The organism is Paenibacillus sp. FSL R7-0189 (genome assembly GCF_037969925.1).
GTDB classification, from domain to species: Bacteria; Bacillota; Bacilli; order Paenibacillales; family Paenibacillaceae; genus Paenibacillus_AQ; species Paenibacillus_AQ odorifer.
Genome location: NZ_CP150223.1, coordinates 1,013,685 through 1,037,012, shown reverse-complemented (window position 1 = coordinate 1,037,012; position 23,328 = coordinate 1,013,685). Strand labels below are relative to the sequence as shown.

Genomic DNA, 23,328 nt, shown 5'->3' with positions numbered 1-23,328 from the left:
GGTGCTTGAGATGAAGGTAGGCGTAATTATGGGCGGGGTATCCTCAGAGTATGAGGTATCCATGAATAGCGGTAGAGAAATATTGAAGAATCTAGACCCCAATAAATATGAAATTATTCCAATTGTGATCACCAAGCGTGAGGAGCTTATTGAGCAGGCAAAAGGGATCGATATCGCACTGCTTGCACTTCATGGAGCTTACGGCGAGGATGGTACGGTTCAGGGGACGCTGGAGACGATGGGGATTCCGTATACGGGCAGCGGGGTTTTGTCTAGCAGCATTTGCATGGATAAAGATCTCTCCAAAAAGCTTATGCGCTGCGCAGGCGTCAATACAGCAGATTGGCTATGCTGGGACAGTATGAAGGATTATTCGGCTGAAGTGGTGGAACGGCTCGGATATCCGGTTATGGTGAAGCCATGTTCAGGCGGCTCGAGTATCGGAATGGAAAAAGTGAGCAGCAGCGAGGAGCTGTTGTGCGCAGTGCAGAAGGCTTTTGCCTGTGATCAGTCGATTTTGATTGAAAGCTACATTCAAGGCCAAGAAATTACCTGTTCTATTCTAAACGGAGAGCTGCTGCCTATTCTGGGAATTACCTCAGCAAATGCCGAGTGGTTCGATTACAGTGCTAAGTATGAAGAAGGCGGAGCAGATGAACGGGTCATTGAATTGCCTACTGAAGTGCATGAGCGGGTACGCGAGGCTGCCTTGAGCTGTTATAAAGCACTAAAATGTAGCGTGTATGCACGGGTTGATATGCTGCTTAAAGAGGGTATTCCTTATGTGCTGGAGGTGAATACGTTACCAGGCATGACGAAGGCCAGTCTTTTACCCAAAAGCGCGCAAGCGGCAGGCTACACCTTCAGCGGACTACTGGACGAAATCATCTCCCTTTCCCTAACGGAAAAGAGTGCAAAAGAAGAGGTGTACAGCCATGCATAATGAATGGATTGCTCCACGAGTGCGGGAGATTGCGCCATCGGGGATTCGGGCTTTTTTTGACCTAAGTACGGGGAATCAGGATATTATATCGCTGGGTGTAGGGGAACCAGATTTCGTTACACCGGAGCATGTAAGAGCTGCCTGTATTCGTGCCTTGAACAATGGGGAAACGATGTATACGCCAAATTCCGGTTTACTGGAGCTTAGAGATGAGATCGCTTCTTATCTGCACACAAGTTTCAAGCTTCGCTATGAGCCAAACGATGAGATTATGGTTACGGTGGGAAGCAGCGAGGCTGTGGACTTGGCATTACGAGCTTTCATTACACCTGGGGATGAGATTATCGTCCCTTCTCCGAGCTATATCGCATATTCGCCGATTACCCATTTGAACGGGGGGGTTACGGTGGAGGTAGAATCATCGGCCGAGCAGGGGTTTAAGCTTACTGCTGAAGCGTTACGGAAGGTGATTACCCCGCGTTCGAAGCTTCTTATGGTGAATTTTCCGACTAATCCTACAGGTGCAGTAATGACTTATGAGGATTGGCTGCCTATTGCACAGATTGTAAAAGAGAATAACCTACTGGTCATTTCAGATGAAATTTATGCCGAGCTTACGTATGACAGTCAGCATGTCAGCATCGCCTCTCTTCCCGGGATGCTGGAAAGGACGATTGTGATTAGCGGCTTCTCCAAAGCTTTTGCAATGACTGGCTGGAGAGTTGGTTATGCTTGTGGCGATCGAGAATTAATTGCTGCGATGCTAAAAATCCATCAATACACTGCGATGTGTGCCCCCGTGCTCGGTCAAATTGCTGCGATTGAATCATTGCGCAACGGAATGCAGCATAAGGAACACATGAAGCAATGCTTCGATGAGCGGAGAAAGCTGCTGGTTAGTGGATTTCGATCCATCGGACTACCTTGCCACGAACCGGCGGGCGCTTTTTATGCCTTTCCTTCCATCGCTCATACCGGAATGAAATCAGAAGACTTCGCTTTGCAGCTGCTCAGGGAGGTCGGTGTCGCTGCGGTTCCGGGTCATGTTTTTGGAGCAGGCGGAGAGGGTTATATTCGCTGCTCCTATGCCGCTTCCTTACAAAAATTGACAGAGGCGCTGGAGAGAATCGAAGATTTTATGAAAGTGAAGTTGTAATTCTAGAAGTCCCCCTCTATCATAGATGGGGGCTTTTCTGCGAATATGAGATAGAATAGGTTATACGGATACATTTAATAGGAGGTCGTAATTATATGCTTTCAGATATTCAAGACGTAATTAAACAAATCATTCCGGCTGATGATCAGTCCATCCTCAAGGCGGAGCATCGGCTGAACATTCTGACCAAACCTCCGGGCAGTTTGGGACAATTGGAACCTCTAGCTGTTAAGCTCGCTGGAATTTCGGGTACGGAGCAGCCTAGTTTCACCAAACGAACAGTTGTTGTGATGGCTGCTGACCACGGGGTATGCTGCGAAGGGGTTAGCGCATTTCCACAGGAAGTCACGCTGCAGATGGCCCATAACTTTCTCAGCGGTGGAGCGGCTGTAAATGTATTGGCACGTCAAGCTGGGGCAGAGGTACAGTTTGTTGATATCGGCATAAACGGCGATCTCGGTCATGTTGATCTGATTGATCGTAAAGTGCGCCGGGGAACGGATAACATGGCTGTGGGACCTGCGATGAGTCGTGAGGATGCCATGAATGCTCTTCTTGTTGGGATAAGAGTTGCGCAGGAAGCGATTAAAGACGGAACGGAGATTTTTATAACAGGCGAAATGGGCATTGGGAATACTACGGCTAGTGCTGCCATTCTATGTGCTCTCAAAGGAATAGCCCCTGAAGTAGCTGTGGGACGAGGAACGGGAATTGATGATGAACGTTTACTACATAAAATTGCAGTAGTGGAACGCGCCTTAAAGGTAAATCAGCCGAATTCAGCAGATCCGTTGGATGTATTATCTAAAGTTGGCGGACTGGAAATCGCTGGCTTGGCGGGACTGATTCTTGGTGCGGCTGCTAATCGGACACCTATCATTTTGGATGGTTTTATTTCGGGGGCGGCAGCGCTTGTGGCAAAAGCCCTTGCACCTGAATCCATCGCTTATATGATAGCCTCTCATGTATCAGGAGAACGGGGTCATAAGCTAATGCTAGAGCAGCTTGGACTTGAACCGCTGCTTAATCTCGGTCTGCGATTGGGTGAGGGAACAGGGGGAGTATTATGCCTTCATTTAATCGAGGCGATCTGCCGCATTTTGAGCGAAATGGCAACCTTTGAAAGTGCAGGCATCTCTGGAGCTGGTCAACGATGAGCATTCTTGTAACGGGAGGCGCACGTAGCGGTAAAAGTGGTTTTGCAGAAAAATTGATGCATTCACTGGCAGATCAGGCCTTCTATGTAGCAACCGGACAGGCTTTTGACGACGAAATGAAGGAACGGATTGCTCTGCATCAGCATCAACGAATGGAAAGTGGTTACGCTTGGGAGACGCTTGAGGAACCGTATGATTTACCAGATCTGCTAAAGCGATTATCGGGTGAAAAAGCGGTGCTCGTAGATTGTTTAACCTTATGGTTATCCAATGCATTATTGGCCGTGGAAGGTTTTGAAAATAGGCAAGAGCTTGTTGAGAGTGAGATAACAAGACTTGAAGACAGTGTGCGTTCTTTCCAAGGGACGCTTATTCTGGTCACTAATGAGGTTGGCGACGGGATTGTTCCAGAGTATGCGCTTGGCCGATTGTATCGTGATCTGGCGGGACGAATGAACGCGCTGATCGCTCGGCAATGCGAACAGGTCTTTCTAGTAACTGTTGGGATTCCGATTGAGCTGAAGAGCAGGGAGTATCGTTTATGAGGGAGCGTAGGGATGCGGCCGTAGCTGCCTTTCAGTTCTTATCCCGATTTCCTGTAAAAGGTGATCCGGGGTTCTCTCCTGAACTGCTGCGCCGCAGTGTGATCTTCTATCCCATTGTAGGCGCAGCAATTGGGCTGTGCGTAGCTGCTGGAGCAGCCCTGACGGGATTGCTTTTACCTGCTTGGCCAGCAGCAGTGATCACTCTGATTCTGTGGGTAAGCCTCACAGGCGGGTTGCATCTTGATGGCTGGATGGACAGCGCAGATGGTCTGCTCAGCTATCGGCCACGGGAGCGTGCCCTGGAGATTATGAAGGACAGCCGTGTGGGTGCGATGGGCGTACTCGCCTGCGTGCTGCTCCTGCTGTTTAAAGCTTCTTTGCTGGCAGCTCTAATCGAAGGCTACGCCTACTACGAGCTGCCGCTGCTCTTGGTACCAGCGGTCTGGAGCCGCTGGTATATGGTGCGGGCAATGGTGCGTTATCCCATTGCCCGTGGAGACGAGGGGCTGGCCGCGAACTTCGCCGGCCTAGCTTCCTCGCATGAGCGGCGCGCGCTGGCAGTCGCCGCGCTGCTCTCGCTGGCCGCCGCCGCTGCGCCTCTGGCGCTCGGCGCTGGCTTAGCCGCGTGGCCGCTGCATCTGGCGGCAGCTCTGCTGCTGCCGGTCGCGGCCTTGGCCTGCGGCACCGCAGCTGCGCGGCGGATCAGCAGCCGGCTCGGCGGGCTCACCGGTGACGTGTACGGCGCGCTGAACGAGCTGCTGGAGGTTGTGCTGCTGCTAGTGTTATTGCTGCTCCAGTACAATTTAATGTAAGCTCCACGGATGAACCTTGAGTAGTTTGCTGTAGGTAGCTCTACGGGTGAACCTTGAGTAATTTGCTGTAGGTAGCACCACGGATGAACCTTGAGTAGTTTGCTGTAGGTAGCTCTACGGGTGAACCTTGAGTAATTTGCTGTAGGTAGCACCACGGATGAACCTTGAGTACAATTTGTTATGAGTAACCTTTGCGTTTTTAGGAGATTGACAGGGAAGAGGGATGACATGTTATTTGCCATTCTGCTATTTATAATTGCTGGCCTTGCTGAGATCGGTGGCGGATATTTAGTGTGGTTATGGTTGAGAGAATCAAGGCCACTTTGGTACGGCTTAGTGGGGTCCTTGATTCTGATAGCGTATGGGATTATCCCTACGTTGCAGAAATTCCCTTCCTTCGGCAGAGTGTATGCGGCTTACGGCGGGGTGTTTATCGTGCTCGCGGTCTTATGGGGATGGCTTGTAGACAAGAAGACACCAGACGTATATGACTGGGTCGGAGCAGGTATTTGTGTGATCGGTGTATCGGTCATCCTCTGGGCACCGCGACACTAAGTTGAGTGATGTTTGCTTAGCCATAAAAGCTGAATGAAAGCTGAGTAACCTAGTTTTTACTGAGTGAGTAACTTGGCTTCGGACTCAGGGGACCTTATTTGCGAAAAAAGGGTTATTTTGGAGCGTTTTCGGACACCAGAGGCGCTATTTGAACAAAAAAGGCTGAGTCTGGGTTGATTATGAGGCCATAGCGTCTCTCGAGTCCGAAAAAGCCTCCAAATGGTAGTTTTTCGAGTAATAGCGGCATCTGAGTCCGCAAGCCAGCAGCAAATAGCGTGCTGAGGTCTAAGTGAGAGCTTCGCGCAAGCTAGTGCATGTAGCTGATTCTATTGCTGTAGGTAGCATCCACGGAGGAACTTTGAGTAATTTGCTGTAGGTAGCATCCACTGATGAACATTGAGTAATTTGCAGTAGGTAACATCCACGGATGAACTTTGAGCAATTTGCTGTAGGTACATCCACGGAGGAACTTTAAGTAATTTGCTGTAGGTAGCATCCACGGATGAACTTTGAGTAATTTGCTGTAGGTAGCGCCACGGATGAACTTTAAGTAATTCGCTGTGAGTAACTTGGCTCCGGACTCAGGAGACCTTATTTGCGATAAAAGGGTTACTTTGGGGCGTTTTCGGACACCAGAGACGCTATTTGAACAAAATAGGCTGAGTCTGGGTTGATTATGAGGCAATAGCGTCTTTCGAGTCCGAAAAAGTTTCCAAATGGCAGTTTTTCGAGTAATAGCGGCATCTGAGTCCGCAAGTCAGCAGCAAATGGCGTGCTGAGTCTAAACGAGAGTATCGCGCAAGCCAGCGGCAAATGGCGTGCTGAGTCTAAGCGAGAGCTTCGCGCAAGCCTAGCGCATGCAGCCGAGTCTAATCGAGGTTCCGCGCAAGCCTAGCGCATGCACCCGAGTCTAAACGAGAGCTCCGAGCAAGCCTAGCGTATGCCCCCAAGTCTAAGCGAGACCTCCGCAAGCGCTAGCGAGCCATCGCAAACTAAAAACCCCCGTTCAACACTTTCGTGTGAACGGGGGTTTTGGTTTACTAGCGTTAGATCTTAAATTGCTGCACAGCTTCTTGGAGTTTCTTGGCTTGCTCATACAGATGTTTAACGGTTTCTGCATGGCCTTCCAGTTCGACGCGCTGCCGCTCTGAGTTAGCAGCGAGTGTGTCCGCACTTTCTTGCGATCTTGATGTAATTTGTGCAGTTTCTTCGACGGAAGCGCTGACTTCTTCTGTACTTGCCGAGATTTGCTGTGTAGCCGCAGATACGGATTGGATGCTGTGATTGATGCTTTGGATAAGAATCAGGAGGTGATTAAAGGCATCACCTGCTTCTGCTACTTTGCCGACTCCAGAGGCAACCTCAGAATTCACGTGGTTCATCTCGGTAACGGAGCGGCTCATATCTTCCTGAAGCCCAAGTAGGAAGTCACGGATCTGTTCGTTTGCGTTACGGGATTGTTCAGACAGCTTGCGTACTTCTCCCGCAACAACAGCAAAGCCGCGTCCATGCTCTCCTGCGCGTGCAGCTTCGATTGAAGCATTCAGCGACAGCATTTGGATCTGTTTCGTAATTTCAGTAATGCTGTGAACGACTTCTCCGATCATTACTGAACGCTCATTCATGATTTGTAATTGATCCAGCGACTGTAGGGAAGCACGTTCAACCTGGCGCATTTGCAGCACAGCGCTTTGAGCAATTTCATTACCGCCACTTGCTTCAGCGGAAGCCTCACTGATTTGCTCCGTGACTTCATTCGCTGCTGAGGCAATACTTTGAATGCCTAAATTGATTTCTTCCATTGCTCTCGAGTTATCTGATGCACTGCTAGCGATAGTCGTACTACCTTTGCCGATTTCTATTACCGATGAGCTGGAGTGTTCCGCCATATCATTGAGAACCTCAACACGTTCTTTTAAAGAGTTGGAATCCGCAACGACAGTATTAGAGGTTACCAGTACATGTCCAATCATTTCTTTCAGGCGTTGGGTCATCGCTTGGAAGCTTACGGACAACTGTGCAACTTCGTCATTTCCTTTAACTGATAATTCTTCGGTGAAATCTCCCTCTGCGAGCCGGGCACTATAAGCTGCCAGTTTTGAGATTGGACGTGTTATACGCACACTCATGAACCATGCACCAGTTAGGCCGATGATCAACGTCAGAAGTGTGATTCCGGCACTTGTCCATAGAATACTGTCTGTTTTTTCTTGAATGAAGCTTACGTCACTGCTTACACCGATAACCATCGTACTTCCGGGAATACCGATATAAGCCGTTTTATGTATACCATGTGCGTCGCTATATGTATCGCTTAGTCCAGTTTTTCCTTTAGAGGCTTGTTGCATTGCAGAGGATACGGTGACACTTTCTGCCCGTTGCAATTTTGCATCGTGATCTGCGGATAGAATCTCAGCTTCTTTCCCTTTCAGATTGACCAGAAAAATGGTTTCCACTCCATGTTGTTTCCTCTTTTCCTGAAAATAGAACTCGAGATTGGTGGCAGACTGATCGTTCTTATTTAGGGTTTGCTGGGCGTGCATTACGTTGAGATTCTTATATACGTCCTGAGCAGCGGCAGTAAGGATTTTGTTAATCTGCGGCATAACATAGCTGTTGAAGATACTGATAGAGATAAAATAGAAGCTGGTGCTTAACAAAAGAGACGTGAGCAACAGAACAACAAATAATAAACGCGTAAATTTGCGACTGATCGAATGCTTGATACGAAACATATCGTTCTCTCCTTTTTTTATGGACGGTGAGGTCATTTCTTTTTTGGTCTTCACTAGATACTCCATGCCAACTGCTGGAAATTGGCGACCCGAGATATATTCCATAGTTATGTCATATTTCTACTAAATGGATCGGGAATAAGGTGTTTGATACTATTCTATAGAATTAACCTCTGGATGAATAGTGAAAGTTTTGTCCTATAGAGCATTTTTTTCTGAAAAAAATGAATTATTGCTGACTATTTTAGATAATTGTCGAAAAAAAAGAACTGGAACTACCAATTTCATATAAAAATATTATTTTTATGGATTGTTAAGCGCTATTGTGATAGAGTATTAATGTTTTGTTCCGAAAATTTAATATTGTAAGCCGCGGTTCGTAACCATCCCGCGTAAACAAAACTAGGAGGAATTTCAGTAATATGTTTAATTTGCTGTGGGGAGTTTTATTTGTTATTGTCAATTTTGCTTTTTTTCTACTCTGTTACCGCTTGTTCGGGAAAAGTGGAATGTACGCCTGGGTAGGTATTGCTACTGTAATTGCTAACATTCAGGTAGCTAAGACGATTGCTATGCCATTTGATATTGTGATGACACTCGGAAATACGATGTATGTCACTTTATATATGACCAGCGATTTACTTAATGAGAAGTACGGAAGAGCGGAAGCACGTAAAGCGGTCTGGTTTGGTTTCTTCACCTTGCTTATGACTACAGTCATTATGCAGATGGTACTAGTATTTAAGCCGCAGGAGACCGATATCGCTCAGTCTTCTTTGGAGACGATTTTTGGGCTGATGCCTCGACTAGCTTTGGGTAGTCTTACTGCTTACTTCATTAGTCAGTTCCTAGATGTTCGGTTGTACTCTTGGATTCGTAAATATTACAGCACCTCAAGTCAGCTGTGGATTCGTTCCAACGGTAGTACGATGATTAGCTCCTTTGTGGATACACTTATTTTCTGTACCATTGCGTTTGCGGGCTTGTATGACTGGAATGTATGGCTTGAAATTTTGCTTACGACTTATCTAGCGAAGTTCTTACTAACCGCAGTAAGCACACCTATCTTATATATCGCCCGAACCTTTACTTTTGCTGAAGAGGGTTCACCATCATCCGTTCAAAAGAAGGACTAAACAACAATACAGCCAGCGCGTACCGATCATAATCGATGCGTGCTGGCTGTTTTTTCGTTGTAAGATGGACTTAATAGTTACATGAAAGATGTGTACATAAAAATAATATAAAGCTAAAATAAGCTATCGTAGCAATTGTAGCGGGTTAGTTTAACAGGAGCGCCGGCGATGGCGCTTATCACATATCCTTTAGTTTGGGCTGGACTTGCGGGGCAGTCCGATTGAAGAGAATGTATATAATCGGTAGTCACAGAAAATACGAACAGGTGTGATCTAGGATGAATCTAGTAGTTCCTATACTGCGTCATGCAGCACAGCAGCCCGACAGCATTGCCTTAACCCATGACCAAGCAAGTCATACCTATGCCACATTAGTAAAAACGATGCGGAGAATCGCGAATGGCTTACAGCAAAAGGGTCTGAGGCATGACAAAATCGCGATTTTATCTACGAATCGTATTGAATTTGTTGAGGTTTTTTTGGGGGCGATTTATGCGGGCTGTGTTCCCATTCCCTTAGATCCCAAGTGGAGTGCTAATGAACTGCAGGTTATTATAGAGCAGTGCCAGCCGACAATGATTTTTGCCGAGCCGGAAGCCGCAAAGAATCTGGTTTTCAAGGATCAAGTAATCCAAACATTGACCTTCTCAAATGAACGAACAGGTTCCTATGATCAGTGGTTGGCTGCCCTGAAGCCGGAGGCTGAGTTGGATGAGACGAATGAATTATTATTTATTGGCTTTACGTCAGGCACAACCGGATTGCCCAAAGGTTATATGCGTACCCATTTATCATGGTTAAAAAGCTTTGAGGTCTCGAATATTGCTTTTGAATTGGACGCTATGAAGGATGTTTTGGCACCAGGTCCATTTGTGCATTCCCTATCCTTATTCGCCGTAATGCAGAGTCTATATAGTGGAGCAACCTTTCATATCACACAAAAATTTAGTGCCACGCAGGTGTTAGAGCTGTGCCGGCAAATTCCGGGCGTGGTGCTGTTCGTCGTACCAACAATGATCGAATCCATGATGCAGCAGGCTGTACCTGGGCAGATACAGATGGATGCGATTATTAGCTCAGGTGCAAAGTGGTCGGAGTTGTCCAAGAAAAGGGGCATGGAAGTGTTTGGTGGAGCGCGTCTTTATGAATCCTACGGTTCTTCAGAAGCGAGCTATATTAGTTATTTGAATGTTCTGACCGAGCATAATCCGACCTCTGTAGGCAAACCTTATCCCGGGGTGCAAATTTCCATTCGTGATGAACAGTTCCGGGAAGTCCCTACTGGGGAGATTGGGCAGCTATATGTGCGTAGTGATATGATATTTTTAGGCTACCATCAATTGCCGAATGAGACAGCAGCAGCTTTTAGAGAGGGATGGCTTGTTTTAGAAGACTATGTTTATCAGGATGAAGCTGGTTATTTATATATGGCGGGACGGTTGAAGAATAAAATCATATCCGGAGGGCTGAACGTTTATCCGGAAGAAATAGAGAGGGTGCTGGAGTTTCTTCCGGAAATAGATGAAGTGATGGTGCTTGGCGTGCCTGACGATTACTGGGGAGAACAGCTGATAGCCCTCGTGAAGTGGAGCGGAGAACAGCATTTATCTGTCGACGAAATTAAGAATTATTGCCGCCAGTATTTAGCGAGCTACAAAGCGCCGAAGCAGCTGCTAACCCTGGATGAATTTATCTATACAAGCAGTGGCAAAATTGCCCGGCAAGCGATGAAAGACTATGTGAAAAGAGCGATGGTATGATAGAAGCAGTAATTGTCATGGCAAAACGTACACCGATTGGCAGAATGGGTGGCTTATTAAGTACACTTGAGCCGGAGGCATTACTGGCGCCGCTTATTCAGCATATTGTAGCCGAAACCAACTTGCCTAAAGAACTGATCGATGATGTCATTATTGGGAATGTTGTGGGCCCAGGAGGTAATATTGCCCGCGTAGCTGCGCTTGAAGCGGGGCTGCCTGTTTCGGTTCCGGGCGTCACCGTGGATCGTCAGTGCGGATCTGGGCTAGAGGCAATTAATATAGCAGCAAGACTGATTCAAAGCGGCGCTGGTGAGATTTATTTAGCGGGTGGTGTCGAAAGTACGAGCCGTGCTCCATGGAAAATGGCTAAACCACAGACGTTAATGGGGGTTCCACAGCTGTATACCCGTGCACATTTTACGCCTAGCTCTTACGGTGATCCGGATATGGGAATTGCTGCAGAGAATGTAGCTAGGAAATACGGGATTTCTCGAGAAGAGCAGGATCAATATGCCTTAAAAAGCCATCAAAAGGCGGTTCATGCTCAGCAAAGTGACCGGTTTCAGCAGGAGATAGTACCTCTTCAGGTAGAGGGGCAGTGGGTGAACACCGACGAATGTCCTCGGGCAAATACGAGTCTGGACAAGCTGCAAAAGCTGCCGCCAATTTTTGAAGAAAAGGGTACCGTCACTGCTGGAAATGCCTGTCCTATTAATGATGGCGCAGCGCTTCTATTAATGATGTCTCGTGAGAAATGCCAGCAGCTTAAGCTTACCCCTATTTTGCGGGTCGTGGATGCGCAAGCTGCGGGTGTAGATCCGAACTATTTAGGTATGGGGCCTGTACCAGCTGTGCAAAAGGTGTTAAAACGCCAAAAGCTTACCGTTGCCGATTTAGATATCGTAGAGTTTAACGAAGCTTTTGCTTCACAAGTATTGGCATCACTGAACGAGCTTCAAATTCCACAGGAAAAGGTCAATCTTGGCGGGGGGGCATTAGCAATAGGCCATCCATACGGAGCTTCCGGGGCTATTTTAATGACTCGGTTATGTGCTGAAATGCAAAAAGCTCCTTACCAACGAGGGCTTGCTACTCTGGGAATCGGCGGCGGGATAGGTCTGGCAACACTCGTGGAGGTTATAGAATGAACAGTGTCCGACATCAGATCCATATGACGGCTGAATGGATTTCGGACTACGCACAGAGTATTGAAGCACCCTTGCAGACGATAAATGGAAAGCTGATCGCTCCTGCGACGATGCCTATTATTTTCTGGCAAGACTTCGATATTCCTTGGTTAATCATCGGTGAACCCTTGCTTCACGGCACTCAGAAATTTTCATATCAGGCTCCGATTACGGCGGGGATGATTTTGGATTGTGAATTAGCGTTTACGGGCGAGGTGCAAAAAGAAGGCAGACAGGGTAAACTGACTTTTTACACACATACGCTGGTTTGTAGGTGTGAGGGTGAGCTTATAGTCACCGCAGAAACGGTGTTAATTCGGGTAGGTGATGATCATGATAAAAAAGTGCATAACAGCTGAGGCTATCCGGCAATATGCAGCTGCTTCCCAAGATTTGGCGCCTATACATCTAGATGCAGATGCCGCAGCCAAGGCTGGTTTGGAGCGACCCATCGCACATGGGATGTATCTTATGGGATTAGCCCAATCTTTGTATATTGCTGAGCACCCTACACAGTGGATCACTCAATATGATATGAAATTTCATAAGCCAATAGAGGTCGATAGTGTCGTGATTTTTGATTTTGCAGAGGACGATTGCTTTGTGAAAGTGATCCTTACAACAGAAGCTGGCGATGTTATTGCTGCGGGAGCTTTTGCAGTGAAAGAGGTGTAGTGATGAATAAAGTGGCCTTAATTACTGGAGCAACAAGAGGGATCGGACGTAGTATCGCCATGCAGCTTGGCAAGTCAGGTTATATAGTGGTTGTAAATGGTACGAAACAAGTCTTAATTGATGAGGTTATGCGCGAGATCCGCCAGGCAGGCGGAGAGGCACTAGGGTACGCTGCTAATGTAGCCGATCCAGTCGCAGTCACTGCCATGGTAGGTGAGGTCATTGCCCGATACGGTCGTATCGAGGTATTGATAGCTAACGCGGGGATTGTGCAGGATCAGAAATGTCAACGTATGACGGATGAACAGTGGAAGACGGTTCTGGATGTGCATTTAAATGGCACTTATTACTGCATTCAACGAGTATTACCACATATGCGTGAAACAGGTGGGGATATCCTGTTGATGACCTCTGCTGCTGGACTAGCAGGTTCCGTGGGTCAGGTGAATTACAGTGCAGCCAAGGCTGGAATACTCGGCATGATGTGGACACTTGCAGCAGAGCTGAAACGTGACCAGATTAGGGTCAATGCGATTTCTCCAGCGGCATTAACGGATATGACCAGACCTATAATTGACCATTTGAAGGAAAAACATGCCAGTCGTAATGAACCTTTGCCTGACTTTTGGAGAATAGGTGACCCGGAGGCTATCGCTTCCTTCGTGACTGCATTATTGAATGAGTCCGACGCGGATTTAACCGGTGAAATCTTTGCTGTGAATGGATCAAAAGTGACAAAATGGGAGAAGCCTGCACCTGCATTTTCCGAGAATAGCATTGAGGCATTTTTTTCTGCTTGGCACCGTCAAAAGGGGACTGAATAAATGCTTACCTTCGATCAAGTTTGTTTTTATTATAAAAAAGGACAACCTCTTCTGGAGGATATTAGCTTTACGATAGAAGTAGGAGAGTTTGTGGCGATAGTCGGGGCAAATGGTTCTGGCAAATCCACTATTGCAAAGCTCATGGACGGACTGCTGCTGCCGCGAAAAGGGACTGTACAATTTAAGAGCTTGGACACAGCAAAACCAACGGATCTTGCGGAGATTCATCAGCAAATCGGTTTTGTTTTTCAGAATCCAGAGGATCAATTTATCACCACAACCGTTATGGATGAGGTGCTTTTTGGTTTGGAGAATATCCGTGTGCCTAGGGAGGAAATGCGCAGCCGATTGGATCATGCCTTACAGGCCGTTCATATGGAGGATTATCTGGAGGCTATGCCACATCAGCTATCTGGAGGTCAAAAGCAACGTGTCGCTATCGCAGCTATATTGGCGATGCGCCCGCAAGTCATTATTTTTGACGAGGCTACCTCAATGCTTGATCCTCAGGGAAGACAGCAGGTTCTTTCCATCATGCAAGAGCTGCATCGTCAAGGCCTGACGCTTATTCATATCACCCACCATATGGAGGAAGTGCTTGCAGCAGAACGCGTATTACTCCTGCACCAAGGGCGACTTGAGTTTGACGGCGATCCACTGACTTTTTTTGAAACCATGCCTGTTGCGGACTATCAATTACAACTGCCCTTCGCAGTGCGTGTACATACATTGCTCCATTCAGCAGCACCGCTAACAGCCGATTGGAAGGGGATAATTCGATCACAATGGTCTACCAATTAAAAAATCTAAGTGTGAACTATGCCGATCATGTGGCTTTGCGCAATATAAACTGCACTATTCCTGAAGGCAAATGGATTTCTATTATCGGTCCAACAGGCGCAGGAAAGTCTACCTTTGTCAAAGTGCTGAAGGGCCTGATTCCCACCGTAAAAGGAGACTATTGGATTAATCAGCAGCCTGCCAGCAGAGATGCTAAAGGGCGCTTAAAGGTTGTCCCCGAGTTGGGTTTCGTTTTTCAATATCCGGAGCATCAGCTATTCGAAACAACGGTGCATAAGGAGCTTGCTTTTGCTCTGAATCAGCAGGGTGCTTCACGTCAGCAAATTACAGAGGCGATTGAAATGATTTTGCCGCAAGTGGGTTTGCCAGAGGGGATTCTCCCCTTAAATCCATTCCAGCTAAGCGGTGGTGAAAAGCGCCGTGTAGCTATTGCCTCTGTACTGATGACAAATCCGAAGCTGCTGATATTGGATGAGCCGACAGCGGGTCTCGATCCAGCTAGCCAAGTGTCTTTGCTGAGGCTACTAAAGGAATGGCAGCAACAAGACAATCGCACCATCCTCTTCGTTTCGCATCAGATGGGTGATGTTGCCGAATTCTCAGATGAGGTCATGGTTTTTCATGAAGGTCAGTTAAAAGGGCATCATGATACCAGTACATTGTTTCTGGAAAAGGAAGAATTACTGCTGGAACTTGGACTATCCTTGCCTGAACCCGTACAACTCTTGAAGCTAGTGGAGGAATTATCTGATCAGAAGATTGAAGTTGCCAGCTGTAAAGAGCAGGATATCTTCGAAGCGATTTTGCCGATTTGGCATTCGAGGGGGCAAGGGCATGGCTGATTCCGTATTAGTCGGTCAATATGTGGAGACGCATTCGATTTTTCATCGTTTAGATCCTCGTACAAAGCTTGTAAGTATCGTGATGCTCATGCTTAGCTTTATGATGCTTGGAACGGGGATTAGTTATGTTGTTGCAACCTTTTTTGTACTGGGAATGTTGTTACTGTCGAAAGTTCCTGTGCATTTTTTTTGGCGAGGGCTGCGGCCGGTATTATTTATTTTATTGTTTACTTTTGTTTACAATGCCGTGTTCACCAAAGGGACGGTTCTCTGGTCATGGTTTTTTATCGGGGTGACTGAAGAGGGACTGCAAACAGGATTACGTTTTGTATGGCGTATTATATTGCTCATCTTGTTAGCCTCAGTTCTAACCTTAACTACTAAGCCGCTGGACTTAGCTTATGGTCTGGAAAAGCTGCTTGCCCCTCTATCCAAATTGGGGGTACCCGTAGAACAGTTCTCTTTAATGATAGTGATTGCGATCCGTTTTATCCCTACCATCAAGGAGGAGCTTGATCGTATCCTTCTCGCACAAAAGGCTAGAGGTTATGATCTTACAGTATTATCACTGCCTAAAAGGATATATGCGTACATTCCGATTGTTATCCCTTTGCTCTTCACAACGATTCAACGTGCCGAACAGCTGAGCTATGCAATTGATGCGCGTGCTTATGGGAATGGTAAAGGAAGGACTTCTTTTAAAAGACTGCAATTTCAGCAAATAGATTATCTGGCAGGGGGAGCTGCCCTTTTAATTGCCGTGATTCTGCTTTGCTTAAAGATAGGAAAGGTGTAGATGAAGATGAAATGGAACACCCGTATTACGGAGTTATTGCACATAGAATATCCTATTATTCAAGGAGGACTTGCTTATTTAGGTTATGCAGACCTCGCGGCTGCGGTTTCAAATATCGGTGGACTGGGTCAGGTTACAGCAATGAGTCTTCCGGATGCGGAGGCCTTACGTGCAGAAATACGTCGGGTACGAACACTAACGGACAAGCCATTTGGGGTTAATTTTGCTATCGGCATGCATGGGATTGGTTATGAAGACCGGGTGCAGGTCGCCATCGACGAGCAGGTTCCCGTGGTGAGCCTCACTGGAGGGAATCCAGCCCCTATACTGGAAATGTTACAGCCCACCGATATTATAACACTCGTGCTTGTCTCCTCACGCAGACAAGCCCAAAAGGCTGAACAATTAGGGGCTTCTGCGGTTATTGTTGTTGGGCATGAGGGAGGGGGCCACTTAGGGCGTGACGATGTTGGAACCATGGTGCTCGTTCCGCAAGTGGTTGATGCGGTTAATATTCCTGTGATTGCTTCCGGAGGGATCGGAGATGGCCGTGGATGGATGGCTGCTCATGCACTTGGGGCTGAAGGAATCGAAATGGGCACTCGTTTCGTTGCTACAGTGGAATGTGTGCATGCGGCCGCTTCTTATAAAAAAGCTTTAGTAGAAGGCGCAGAGTCGGATACGGTTGTAATCAAACGTTCTATTGGAGCACCCGCACGAGTGTTACGTAGTGACTACATTGATCAAATTCTTGAAATCGAACGCGTGACACCGACCTATGAAGCATTAAAAGAATATATCAGTGGTGCAGCCAACCAGCGCTGGATCTATGATGATATCAAAGAAGAGGGCATCGGCTGGGCAGGTCAAGTGACAGGAATGATCCAAGATATTCCTACAGTCGCGGAGCTGATCGGCAGGATGGTGAAAGAGGCTAAGTTGGTTCGCGGGATGTGGGGAACACAGGTTTGAATTTAAAAAAACACAGAGCGGTGATTCTCTCATTATTGGAGGGATCGCTGCTCTGTGTTTTTGGCTGTGGCTTGTAATTCTTTTCTACAAATGAAGAATAGTCAGTTCCTTAGGGAAGCTTGTTAAGGTCTCTGCACCTTCAGCTGTAATAATCAGATCATCTTCGATACGCACACCCGCTAGTCCAGGTACATAAATACCTGGCTCAACGGTGAACACATTGCCGATCTCGATAATGTCATCGTTCTGTCCGTGAAGTGATGGATATTCATGAACATCCATGCCCAGTCCGTGTCCGACACGGTGTAAGAAATATTCTCCGAATCCAGCTTCTTCAATCACATCACGTGCAGCTTTGTCGACTGAGCCGAAAGGTGCTCCAGGATTGGAGGCAGCGATCCCAGCTTCGTTGGCAGCCAGCACAGTGTTATAGATAGTGACTAGCTTGTCGTCCACGGATTCAATAGCAAAGGTACGTGTAATATCAGAAGCATAACCATCGGCATACACCCCGATATCAAACATCAGGAAGTCGCCGGGTTGAATGACCCGGTTGCCCGGAACACCGTGAGGCAAGGCAGTTTTCGGACCAGAAAGCACCATAGTGTCGAAGGAAGGGCCGGAAGCGCCAACCTTTTTCATTAGATATTCTAGCTCCGCCACTAGATCGTTTTCTGTAACGCCTGTTTTTACGTGGGTAAGAACGCGGCGCAAGGCTTCCTCAACTAGCTCAGCGGCATGTTTCATGCGCTTAACTTCATCCGGGGTCTTTTTGGAGCGCATGCTGCGCAGCAATGGACCGATATCACTAAACCGTTCAGCTGGAACAGCAGCGGTTAGGTGCTCAAAACGGGCTACTGAGAAATGTTCCTTTTCTATGCCAAGAGTACCTAGCTTACTGCTGCCGAAACAATCTTTTAGCAGGTTATAGGGATTATCCGTATCAGTATGAGTTAGGATTTTGGTGACCGAAGAAGCCGCTTGAGCTGCTTCAGCATCCAATGCAGGAAGAATGAGCATAGGCTCTTCTCCGCGTATCAGCAGCAGACCCAGAAAACGTTCATGCGGATCGCTGGCGAAGCCGGTTAAGTAGTAGACATGCTTGGGATCTGTTACGAGCAGGGCATCCAGACCTTCGCCCGCCATTTGCTGCTCCAGGCTTGTCAGAGCATTATTCATAGTTGGTGTTCCCCTTTCAACTTCACGATTAGAACTGCAATATTCCTATTATAGATCAAAAATAGACCAGACGCACCTGACGAACTATAACTATCGTTGGCTAATCATGACATGAAGCTTTTCTTAACCCTACTAGTTGGTGTAACATATCTTTAAATATACTTCTCCTAAGGTTAGGCTGAAGCTTATTCGGGTACGGTTGTTGAGAGAGGAGTGATTCTTGGAATGAGAGGAACAATCGCACTTGTTACCGGAGCGAATTCCGGTATGGGGCTGGCCACAACAGTTGAACTGGCTCGCAAGGGAGCTAAAGTTATTATGGTTTGCCGTAATCGCCAGCGGGGAGAAGAAGCACTTGCTGCCGCCAAACAAAAGAGCCACTCCGAGGATATCGAGCTCATGTTGTGTGATCTGGCTTCACTTGAGAGCATTCGCAGCTTTGCTGAGGAATTCACTATGAAATATCCGATGCTAGACATACTTATCAATAACGCCGGGGTAGTCACGATTAAGCGTCAGCTTACGAAGGACGGCTTTGAGATGGATCTTGGCGTAAATCATTTGGGGCATTTTCTACTTACCAATCTGTTACTTGGGTCGCTGCAGGCAGCAGAGCAAGGCCGTATCGTTGTGGTTGCCTCCGGTGCTTACAAGATAGGTGCGCTCCATTATGAAGATCCAACCCTCGCTCGCCGTTTTAATCCTGCAAAAGCCTATGCCCGATCCAAGCTAGCCAATATTCTGTTCACGCGGGAGCTGGCTTCGCGTCTTCACGGAACAAGGGTGACGGTGAATTGCCTGCATCCAGGAGCAGTGGGGACGAATATAGGTGTAAACCGGGAGACCGGTTTCGGCAAGTCGGTACTTAAGTTACTCTCATACTTTTTCTTAACACCTGAACAAGGTGCCGATACAGCGATTTATTTGGCTACAGATCCCGATCTTGGAGAGGTAACCGGTCAATATTATTATCGAAGAAAGATTAAACAACTGTCTCCCAGAGGGCAGAATACAATAGAGGCCGAACGGCTGTGGCAATGGAGCCAGGAGCAGGTCGGCCTGAGTTAATTAACATATTTGGAGGAATTAAGGGATGAATTGGGAGAACAGCAGAATTGAAGATGCAACATCTGCAGACTTAGCAGCTATTGTAGATATTTATAACTCTACGATTGCTGGGAGGATGGTAACTGCAGATCTGGAACCCATTACTGTTGCAGACCGGGAGAAATGGTTTCTTGAGCATAATAGCCATCACCGTCCCTTATGGGTACTGAAGCAAGGAGATGAAATTGCTGCATGGTTCAGTTTTCAATCCTTCTATGGCCGTCCAGCGTATAATGCAACAGCAGAAATCAGTGTATACGTGAATGAAAAGTTCCGTGGTGGTGGTGCTGGCAGAATTCTTCTGACAGAGGCCATTGAGAAAGCCCCTAGTCTCGGAATTAAGAATCTAGTCGGCTTTGTGTTTGGACATAATGATCCAAGCCTTGGTTTACTGAAAAAGTTTGGTTTTGAAGAGTGGGGAATGCTGCCTGGTGTGGCTGAACTTGACGGTATAGAGCGTGATTTAGTCATTGTAGGCCTTAAAATCTAATGTCTCAGATAAAACGCTTACATTTCGAGAGTTGAATTTAGGTTTTCGGTGTCGCAATCGACCCATTCTTTGGACCAACTCTGTAAGTCTCGGATGACTGATTCCAGGGCAAGACCTTTATTCGTCAAAGAATATTGGATCCGCACGGGGGTCTCTGGGAACACTTCTCGAAGAACGATCCCTTCCTGTTCCAGCTCTTTGAGCCGTTCGGAGAGCAGTCTTCCACTGATGGGCAATGCCGCTTCAATTACATTGAAACGTTGGGGTCCTTGAAGGAGCTGGTAGATAATTAAACCAGTCCAACGCCTGCCGATAATATCCATACTTTTTTGTAGCCGGGGACATAAATCATTGGACTTCATAGGGCTCACCTCTTAGTAAACATTATAAACGAAAAGACCAATAACTTAAACAAATTCCAATTTAATTCAGTACTAGAAAGGATGATGGACAGTGGCTAAAAAAAAGAAAATGCCTACCACACCAAGAGCCGCTACGAATGATGGCCCTACTACGTTAAAAGACCTGCTAAGCAGTGATGTTCTAGGAAAGCTGAAGGCGCAATCTGATGCGTTGAAAGCGGAGGAAAATGACCGTAAAGAAGCTGCCCGTAAGGCAGTGGAAGATCAGCGCAAGGCTGAGCAGAAGCGGTTGGATAATGATTTTGCACATCTGCTGGAGAACAGTAATCAGGATTGGAAGAAATATAAATAAATCCTATAGCTTAGCGCTAAAAATATGCAGAGATTAAAAAGACACCCTTTAGGGTGTCTTTTTTTATGTAACTTAAGCAGATAAGCCTAAGTCTTAATTATTTTAAATTTAAGTATATGAAAGGGTTGACCCTCAAAGTGGGCTTAGGTATAATTTAAAACATTGCGAATGAAAATCATTATCATAAAAGCGTATTTGTAAACTATTAAACAGATAAGGAACAACTCATGAAACTAAAATATTTGTCCCTACTTCTAATAGTATTTTCATTTATATCTTTGTTTATAGGCGTTAAAGATATATCCCCATTAGATCTCTTTCATCTTACGGAATCTCAAGCACAGACCTTGCTAGTAAGCCGGATTCCCCGGTTAGCCGCATTGATTATCGCTGGAGTCAGCATGAGTATTGCCGGATTAATTATGCAACAGCTGTCACGCAATAAATTCGTCTCACCGACTACGGCCGGGACGATGGATTCCGCAAAATTTGGTATTCTCGTATCCCTCATGTTATTCACAGGCGCAACGCCAATGCAGAAATTGCTTGTTGCTTTTGTTTTTGCACTATTGGGCACCTTTATTTTTATGAGAATCCTGGATCGGATCAAGTTCAAGGATAGTATTTTTATCCCGCTGGTCGGACTCATGTTCGGAAACATTGTAGGTTCGATTACAACATTTTTTGCGTATAAAAATGATTTGATTCAGAATATCTCGTCTTGGATGCTTGGAGATTTCTCAACGATTATCAAAGGCCAATACGAATTAATTTATATCAGCATTCCACTTGTCATTCTGGCGTATCTCTTCGCTAATAAATTTACGGTAGCTGGTATGGGCGAGGATTTCTCCGTCAATCTTGGCATGAATTACAAAGCGGTTGTCAACGTGGGATTGGTAATTGTAGCGTTAATCTCTTCTGTTGTCATTTTAACCGTAGGTACGATTCCATTTCTGGGTCTAGTAGTACCTAACATTGTAACGTTGTACATAGGAGATAACCTCAAAAAAAGTCTGGCGCATACAGCCATTCTCGGAGCGGTGTTCCTCCTGTTCTGCGATATTCTGGGCAGGCTCATTATCTATCCATATGAAATATCAATCAGTCTCACGGTAGGCGTCATCGGTAGTGGTCTGTTTATCTATTTGCTGATGAGAAGAAAGGCGAACTAGAGATGAAGACAAAACTAACTATATTATCTATAAGTGCTGTCGCCCTCATCGTCTTGTTTATGACGTATCATGCTTTGGGAAATTGGGACTACGTTCTGCCCAGCCGGGGAAGAAAGCTGGCGGCCATTCTGATTACCGGAGCTGTGATAGCTGTCTCTACCGTAGTTTTTCAGAGCATCACGAACAATCGTATTTTGACACCAAGTATTCTCGGGCTCGATTCCCTGTACATGTTAATCCAGACGTTCGGTGTTTATGCCTTAGGTTCATCGAATATGACCTTTATGAATAAAAACATCAACTTCTTGTTCTCTGCGTGCCTCATGGTCCTGTTTTCAGGCGTATTGTATAAGCTAATGTTCCGTAGGGAAGGACAAAATATTTATTTCCTGCTGCTGGTAGGGCTGATCATGGGGACGATGTTCCAGAGCGCGTCTTCTTTTATGGAAGTGCTTATTGATCCGAACGAATTCCTGATTCTACAGGGGAAAATGTTCGCCAGCTTCAACAATGTCAGCAGTGACCTATTGATTCTTTCCACCATTGTCCTGACGCTAACTACGTTGTACTTCCTGCGATTTGTTAAGTATTTGGATGTTATTTCGCTTGGAAAAGATGAAGCCATTAATCTGGGCATCAATTATGACTATGTGGTCAAAAGGCTGCTAGTTATTGTATCTATCTACGTTTCGATCTCGACGGCTTTAGTGGGGCCAATCACTTTCTTAGGTTTGTTGGTAGCTAATGTGGGACACCAGCTGTTCCGTACCTATAAGCATGCCTATCTGATTCCTGGAACGATTCTGCTGAGCATTGTTGCGCTTGTCGGCGGGCAGTTCCTGGTCGAACGTGTTTTTGGATTCAATACTACGGTTAGTGTGATTATCAATTTTGCAGGCGGCGTCTACTTCGTCTATCTGCTGTTAAAGGAGAATAAGTCGTGGTAGAAGTTAAAAATTTAACCAAACGTTATGGCGGAGTAACCGTCGTTGATGATGTGTCCTTGTCCATTAAAAAGAGCGCAATTACCTCGTTTATCGGACCAAATGGTGCGGGTAAAAGTACACTGCTCTCCATGATCAGCAGACTTATCTCTAAAGACGCGGGAGAGGTGCTGATCGAAGGTAAGGAAATCGGTACCTGCAAAAGTAATGAGCTTGCTCGTAAAATATCAGTGTTAAAGCAGTCCAATCATATTAGCGTACGCCTCACTGTGAAGGAGCTCGTTTCTTTTGGGAGATTCCCGTATTCACAGGGGAAGCTGAGTCCGGAGGATCGGGCGTTCGTTGACGAAGCGATTGCTTACATGGATCTCCAAGAGATGCAGGATAAATATATTGATCAGCTCAGTGGAGGGCAACGCCAGCGGGCATATATTGCCATGGTCATGGCTCAGGATACAGAGTACATTCTGCTCGACGAACCGCTGAACAACCTTGATATGAAGCATTCCGTCCAAATTATGAAGGTGCTTCGCCGCTTGGTAGACGAGAAGGGGAAGACGATTGTGCTCGTTATCCACGATATTAACTTTGCTTCTTGTTACTCTGACTACATTGTTGCGCTTAAAAATGGAAGAGTAGCTTCCTCGGGTACAGCGGATGAAATTATAGATTCTGCAGTTCTTAAAGAGGTATATGACATGGACATTCCTATTGAAACTATAGGAGGCCGAAAAATCGGTGTCTATTTCTAAAAAGGTAACTATTACAATGCGGATATTATTATGACGTAACGTAAGAAGTGAAAGGCGCCAGCTTCTTAACG

25 protein-coding genes and 1 riboswitch are annotated in these 23,328 nt (G+C 46.4%); of the genes, 22 read left to right on the top strand and 3 right to left on the bottom strand.

Annotation, left to right across the window (positions count from 1 at the left end; all coding sequences use genetic code 11):
- Positions 1 to 10: 10 nt before the first annotated feature.
- The 6 genes from MKY63_RS04390 to MKY63_RS04365 all read left to right on the top strand — a co-directional run bounded on the left by MKY63_RS04390 (position 11) and on the right by MKY63_RS04365 (position 5,168).
- On the top strand, positions 11 to 943 hold the full coding sequence (locus tag MKY63_RS04390) for a D-alanine--D-alanine ligase (protein ID WP_036681791.1): 933 nt from the start codon (positions 11 to 13) through the stop codon (positions 941 to 943).
- Positions 936 to 2,099: an aminotransferase class I/II-fold pyridoxal phosphate-dependent enzyme gene (locus MKY63_RS04385; protein WP_038569166.1), complete on the top strand. Its 1,164-nt coding sequence runs from the start codon at positions 936 to 938 to the stop codon at positions 2,097 to 2,099. Before MKY63_RS04390 ends, MKY63_RS04385 begins: the two co-directional genes overlap by 8 nt.
- 95 nt (positions 2,100 to 2,194) lie before the next feature.
- A complete protein-coding gene (gene cobT / locus MKY63_RS04380; protein ID WP_036681796.1) occupies positions 2,195 to 3,256 on the top strand; it encodes a nicotinate-nucleotide--dimethylbenzimidazole phosphoribosyltransferase in 1,062 nt (353 codons plus the stop codon).
- Positions 3,253 to 3,801 carry a bifunctional adenosylcobinamide kinase/adenosylcobinamide-phosphate guanylyltransferase gene (cobU, locus tag MKY63_RS04375; protein WP_036681798.1) on the top strand — a complete coding sequence of 183 codons (549 nt, stop codon included), beginning with the start codon at positions 3,253 to 3,255 and terminating at the stop codon, positions 3,799 to 3,801. The genes cobT and cobU overlap by 4 nt, the downstream gene beginning before the upstream one ends.
- On the top strand, positions 3,798 to 4,613 hold the full coding sequence (cobS, locus tag MKY63_RS04370) for an adenosylcobinamide-GDP ribazoletransferase (RefSeq protein WP_076147462.1): 816 nt from the start codon (positions 3,798 to 3,800) through the stop codon (positions 4,611 to 4,613). The genes cobU and cobS overlap by 4 nt, the downstream gene beginning before the upstream one ends.
- 228 nt (positions 4,614 to 4,841) lie before the next feature.
- Entirely contained in the window at positions 4,842 to 5,168 is a 327-nt protein-coding gene (locus MKY63_RS04365; RefSeq protein ID WP_036681801.1) for a YnfA family protein, read from the top strand.
- Between the two features lie 1,046 nt (positions 5,169 to 6,214).
- On the opposite strand, the gene MKY63_RS04360 is transcribed toward MKY63_RS04365, so the two are convergent.
- The gene (locus tag MKY63_RS04360) at positions 6,215 to 7,903 is read right to left on the bottom strand and encodes a methyl-accepting chemotaxis protein (RefSeq protein WP_076185737.1); all 1,689 of its coding nucleotides are present in this window, start codon (positions 7,901 to 7,903) and stop codon (positions 6,215 to 6,217) included.
- A 366-nt stretch (positions 7,904 to 8,269) separates the two neighbouring features.
- A riboswitch (PreQ1 riboswitch) is annotated at positions 8,270 to 8,315 on the top strand.
- A gap of 10 nt (positions 8,316 to 8,325) precedes the next feature.
- On the opposite strand from MKY63_RS04360, the gene MKY63_RS04355 reads away from it, so the two are divergent.
- From MKY63_RS04355 to MKY63_RS04310, 10 genes are all read left to right on the top strand, one after another.
- Positions 8,326 to 9,039: a queuosine precursor transporter gene (locus MKY63_RS04355; protein ID WP_076128125.1), complete on the top strand. Its 714-nt coding sequence runs from the start codon at positions 8,326 to 8,328 to the stop codon at positions 9,037 to 9,039.
- Positions 9,040 to 9,317: 278 nt separating this feature from the next.
- Complete coding sequence (locus tag MKY63_RS04350) at positions 9,318 to 10,799, top strand: AMP-binding protein (protein WP_339811667.1); 1,482 nt, start codon at positions 9,318 to 9,320, stop codon at positions 10,797 to 10,799.
- On the top strand, positions 10,796 to 11,947 hold the full coding sequence (locus tag MKY63_RS04345; protein WP_339811664.1) for a thiolase family protein: 1,152 nt from the start codon (positions 10,796 to 10,798) through the stop codon (positions 11,945 to 11,947). Before MKY63_RS04350 ends, MKY63_RS04345 begins: the two co-directional genes overlap by 4 nt.
- Positions 11,944 to 12,345, top strand: a complete 402-nt coding sequence (locus MKY63_RS04340; protein ID WP_339811662.1) for a MaoC family dehydratase N-terminal domain-containing protein — start codon at positions 11,944 to 11,946, stop codon at positions 12,343 to 12,345. The genes MKY63_RS04345 and MKY63_RS04340 overlap by 4 nt, the downstream gene beginning before the upstream one ends.
- Positions 12,320 to 12,661: a MaoC family dehydratase gene (locus MKY63_RS04335; protein ID WP_339811660.1), complete on the top strand. Its 342-nt coding sequence runs from the start codon at positions 12,320 to 12,322 to the stop codon at positions 12,659 to 12,661. Before MKY63_RS04340 ends, MKY63_RS04335 begins: the two co-directional genes overlap by 26 nt.
- A gap of 2 nt (positions 12,662 to 12,663) precedes the next feature.
- On the top strand, positions 12,664 to 13,485 hold the full coding sequence (locus tag MKY63_RS04330) for an SDR family NAD(P)-dependent oxidoreductase (RefSeq protein WP_339811658.1): 822 nt from the start codon (positions 12,664 to 12,666) through the stop codon (positions 13,483 to 13,485).
- Positions 13,486 to 14,286 (top strand): energy-coupling factor transporter ATPase, encoded by an 801-nt coding sequence (locus MKY63_RS04325; RefSeq protein ID WP_339811656.1) that lies wholly within the window; start codon positions 13,486 to 13,488, stop codon positions 14,284 to 14,286.
- Positions 14,271 to 15,128, top strand: a complete 858-nt coding sequence (locus MKY63_RS04320) for an ATP-binding cassette domain-containing protein (protein ID WP_339811654.1) — start codon at positions 14,271 to 14,273, stop codon at positions 15,126 to 15,128. Before MKY63_RS04325 ends, MKY63_RS04320 begins: the two co-directional genes overlap by 16 nt.
- Positions 15,121 to 15,924 (top strand): energy-coupling factor transporter transmembrane component T, encoded by an 804-nt coding sequence (locus MKY63_RS04315; RefSeq protein ID WP_339811652.1) that lies wholly within the window; start codon positions 15,121 to 15,123, stop codon positions 15,922 to 15,924. Before MKY63_RS04320 ends, MKY63_RS04315 begins: the two co-directional genes overlap by 8 nt.
- 6 nt (positions 15,925 to 15,930) lie before the next feature.
- Positions 15,931 to 16,896 carry a nitronate monooxygenase family protein gene (locus MKY63_RS04310; protein WP_339811651.1) on the top strand — a complete coding sequence of 322 codons (966 nt, stop codon included), beginning with the start codon at positions 15,931 to 15,933 and terminating at the stop codon, positions 16,894 to 16,896.
- Positions 16,897 to 16,980: 84 nt separating this feature from the next.
- Here the strand turns inward: MKY63_RS04310 and MKY63_RS04305 are convergent, their stop codons facing one another.
- Positions 16,981 to 18,075, bottom strand: coding sequence for a Xaa-Pro peptidase family protein (locus MKY63_RS04305; protein WP_076128106.1), 1,095 nt, complete (start codon positions 18,073 to 18,075; stop codon positions 16,981 to 16,983).
- Between the two features lie 225 nt (positions 18,076 to 18,300).
- Here MKY63_RS04305 and MKY63_RS04300 point away from each other — a divergent pair, with 225 nt between their 5' ends.
- Both MKY63_RS04300 and MKY63_RS04295 read left to right on the top strand, forming a co-directional pair.
- Positions 18,301 to 19,143, top strand: a complete 843-nt coding sequence (locus tag MKY63_RS04300) for an SDR family oxidoreductase (protein WP_339811649.1) — start codon at positions 18,301 to 18,303, stop codon at positions 19,141 to 19,143.
- Positions 19,144 to 19,168: 25 nt separating this feature from the next.
- Positions 19,169 to 19,672, top strand: coding sequence for a GNAT family N-acetyltransferase (locus tag MKY63_RS04295; protein WP_076185721.1), 504 nt, complete (start codon positions 19,169 to 19,171; stop codon positions 19,670 to 19,672).
- Between the two features lie 17 nt (positions 19,673 to 19,689).
- On the opposite strand, the gene MKY63_RS04290 is transcribed toward MKY63_RS04295, so the two are convergent.
- Positions 19,690 to 20,034, bottom strand: coding sequence for a helix-turn-helix domain-containing protein (locus MKY63_RS04290; RefSeq protein WP_339811647.1), 345 nt, complete (start codon positions 20,032 to 20,034; stop codon positions 19,690 to 19,692).
- 91 nt (positions 20,035 to 20,125) lie between these two features.
- Between MKY63_RS04290 and MKY63_RS04285 the strand changes: the two genes are divergently transcribed.
- The 4 genes from MKY63_RS04285 to MKY63_RS04270 all read left to right on the top strand — a co-directional run bounded on the left by MKY63_RS04285 (position 20,126) and on the right by MKY63_RS04270 (position 23,257).
- Positions 20,126 to 20,386, top strand: coding sequence for a YqkE family protein (locus MKY63_RS04285; protein WP_339811644.1), 261 nt, complete (start codon positions 20,126 to 20,128; stop codon positions 20,384 to 20,386).
- Between the two features lie 227 nt (positions 20,387 to 20,613).
- Positions 20,614 to 21,561, top strand: a complete 948-nt coding sequence (locus MKY63_RS04280) for an ABC transporter permease (RefSeq protein WP_036681839.1) — start codon at positions 20,614 to 20,616, stop codon at positions 21,559 to 21,561.
- A gap of 2 nt (positions 21,562 to 21,563) precedes the next feature.
- A complete protein-coding gene (locus MKY63_RS04275) occupies positions 21,564 to 22,508 on the top strand; it encodes an iron chelate uptake ABC transporter family permease subunit (RefSeq protein WP_036681842.1) in 945 nt (314 codons plus the stop codon).
- Positions 22,502 to 23,257 (top strand): ABC transporter ATP-binding protein, encoded by a 756-nt coding sequence (locus MKY63_RS04270; RefSeq protein ID WP_339811639.1) that lies wholly within the window; start codon positions 22,502 to 22,504, stop codon positions 23,255 to 23,257. The genes MKY63_RS04275 and MKY63_RS04270 overlap by 7 nt, the downstream gene beginning before the upstream one ends.
- Positions 23,258 to 23,328: the final 71 nt, after the last annotated feature.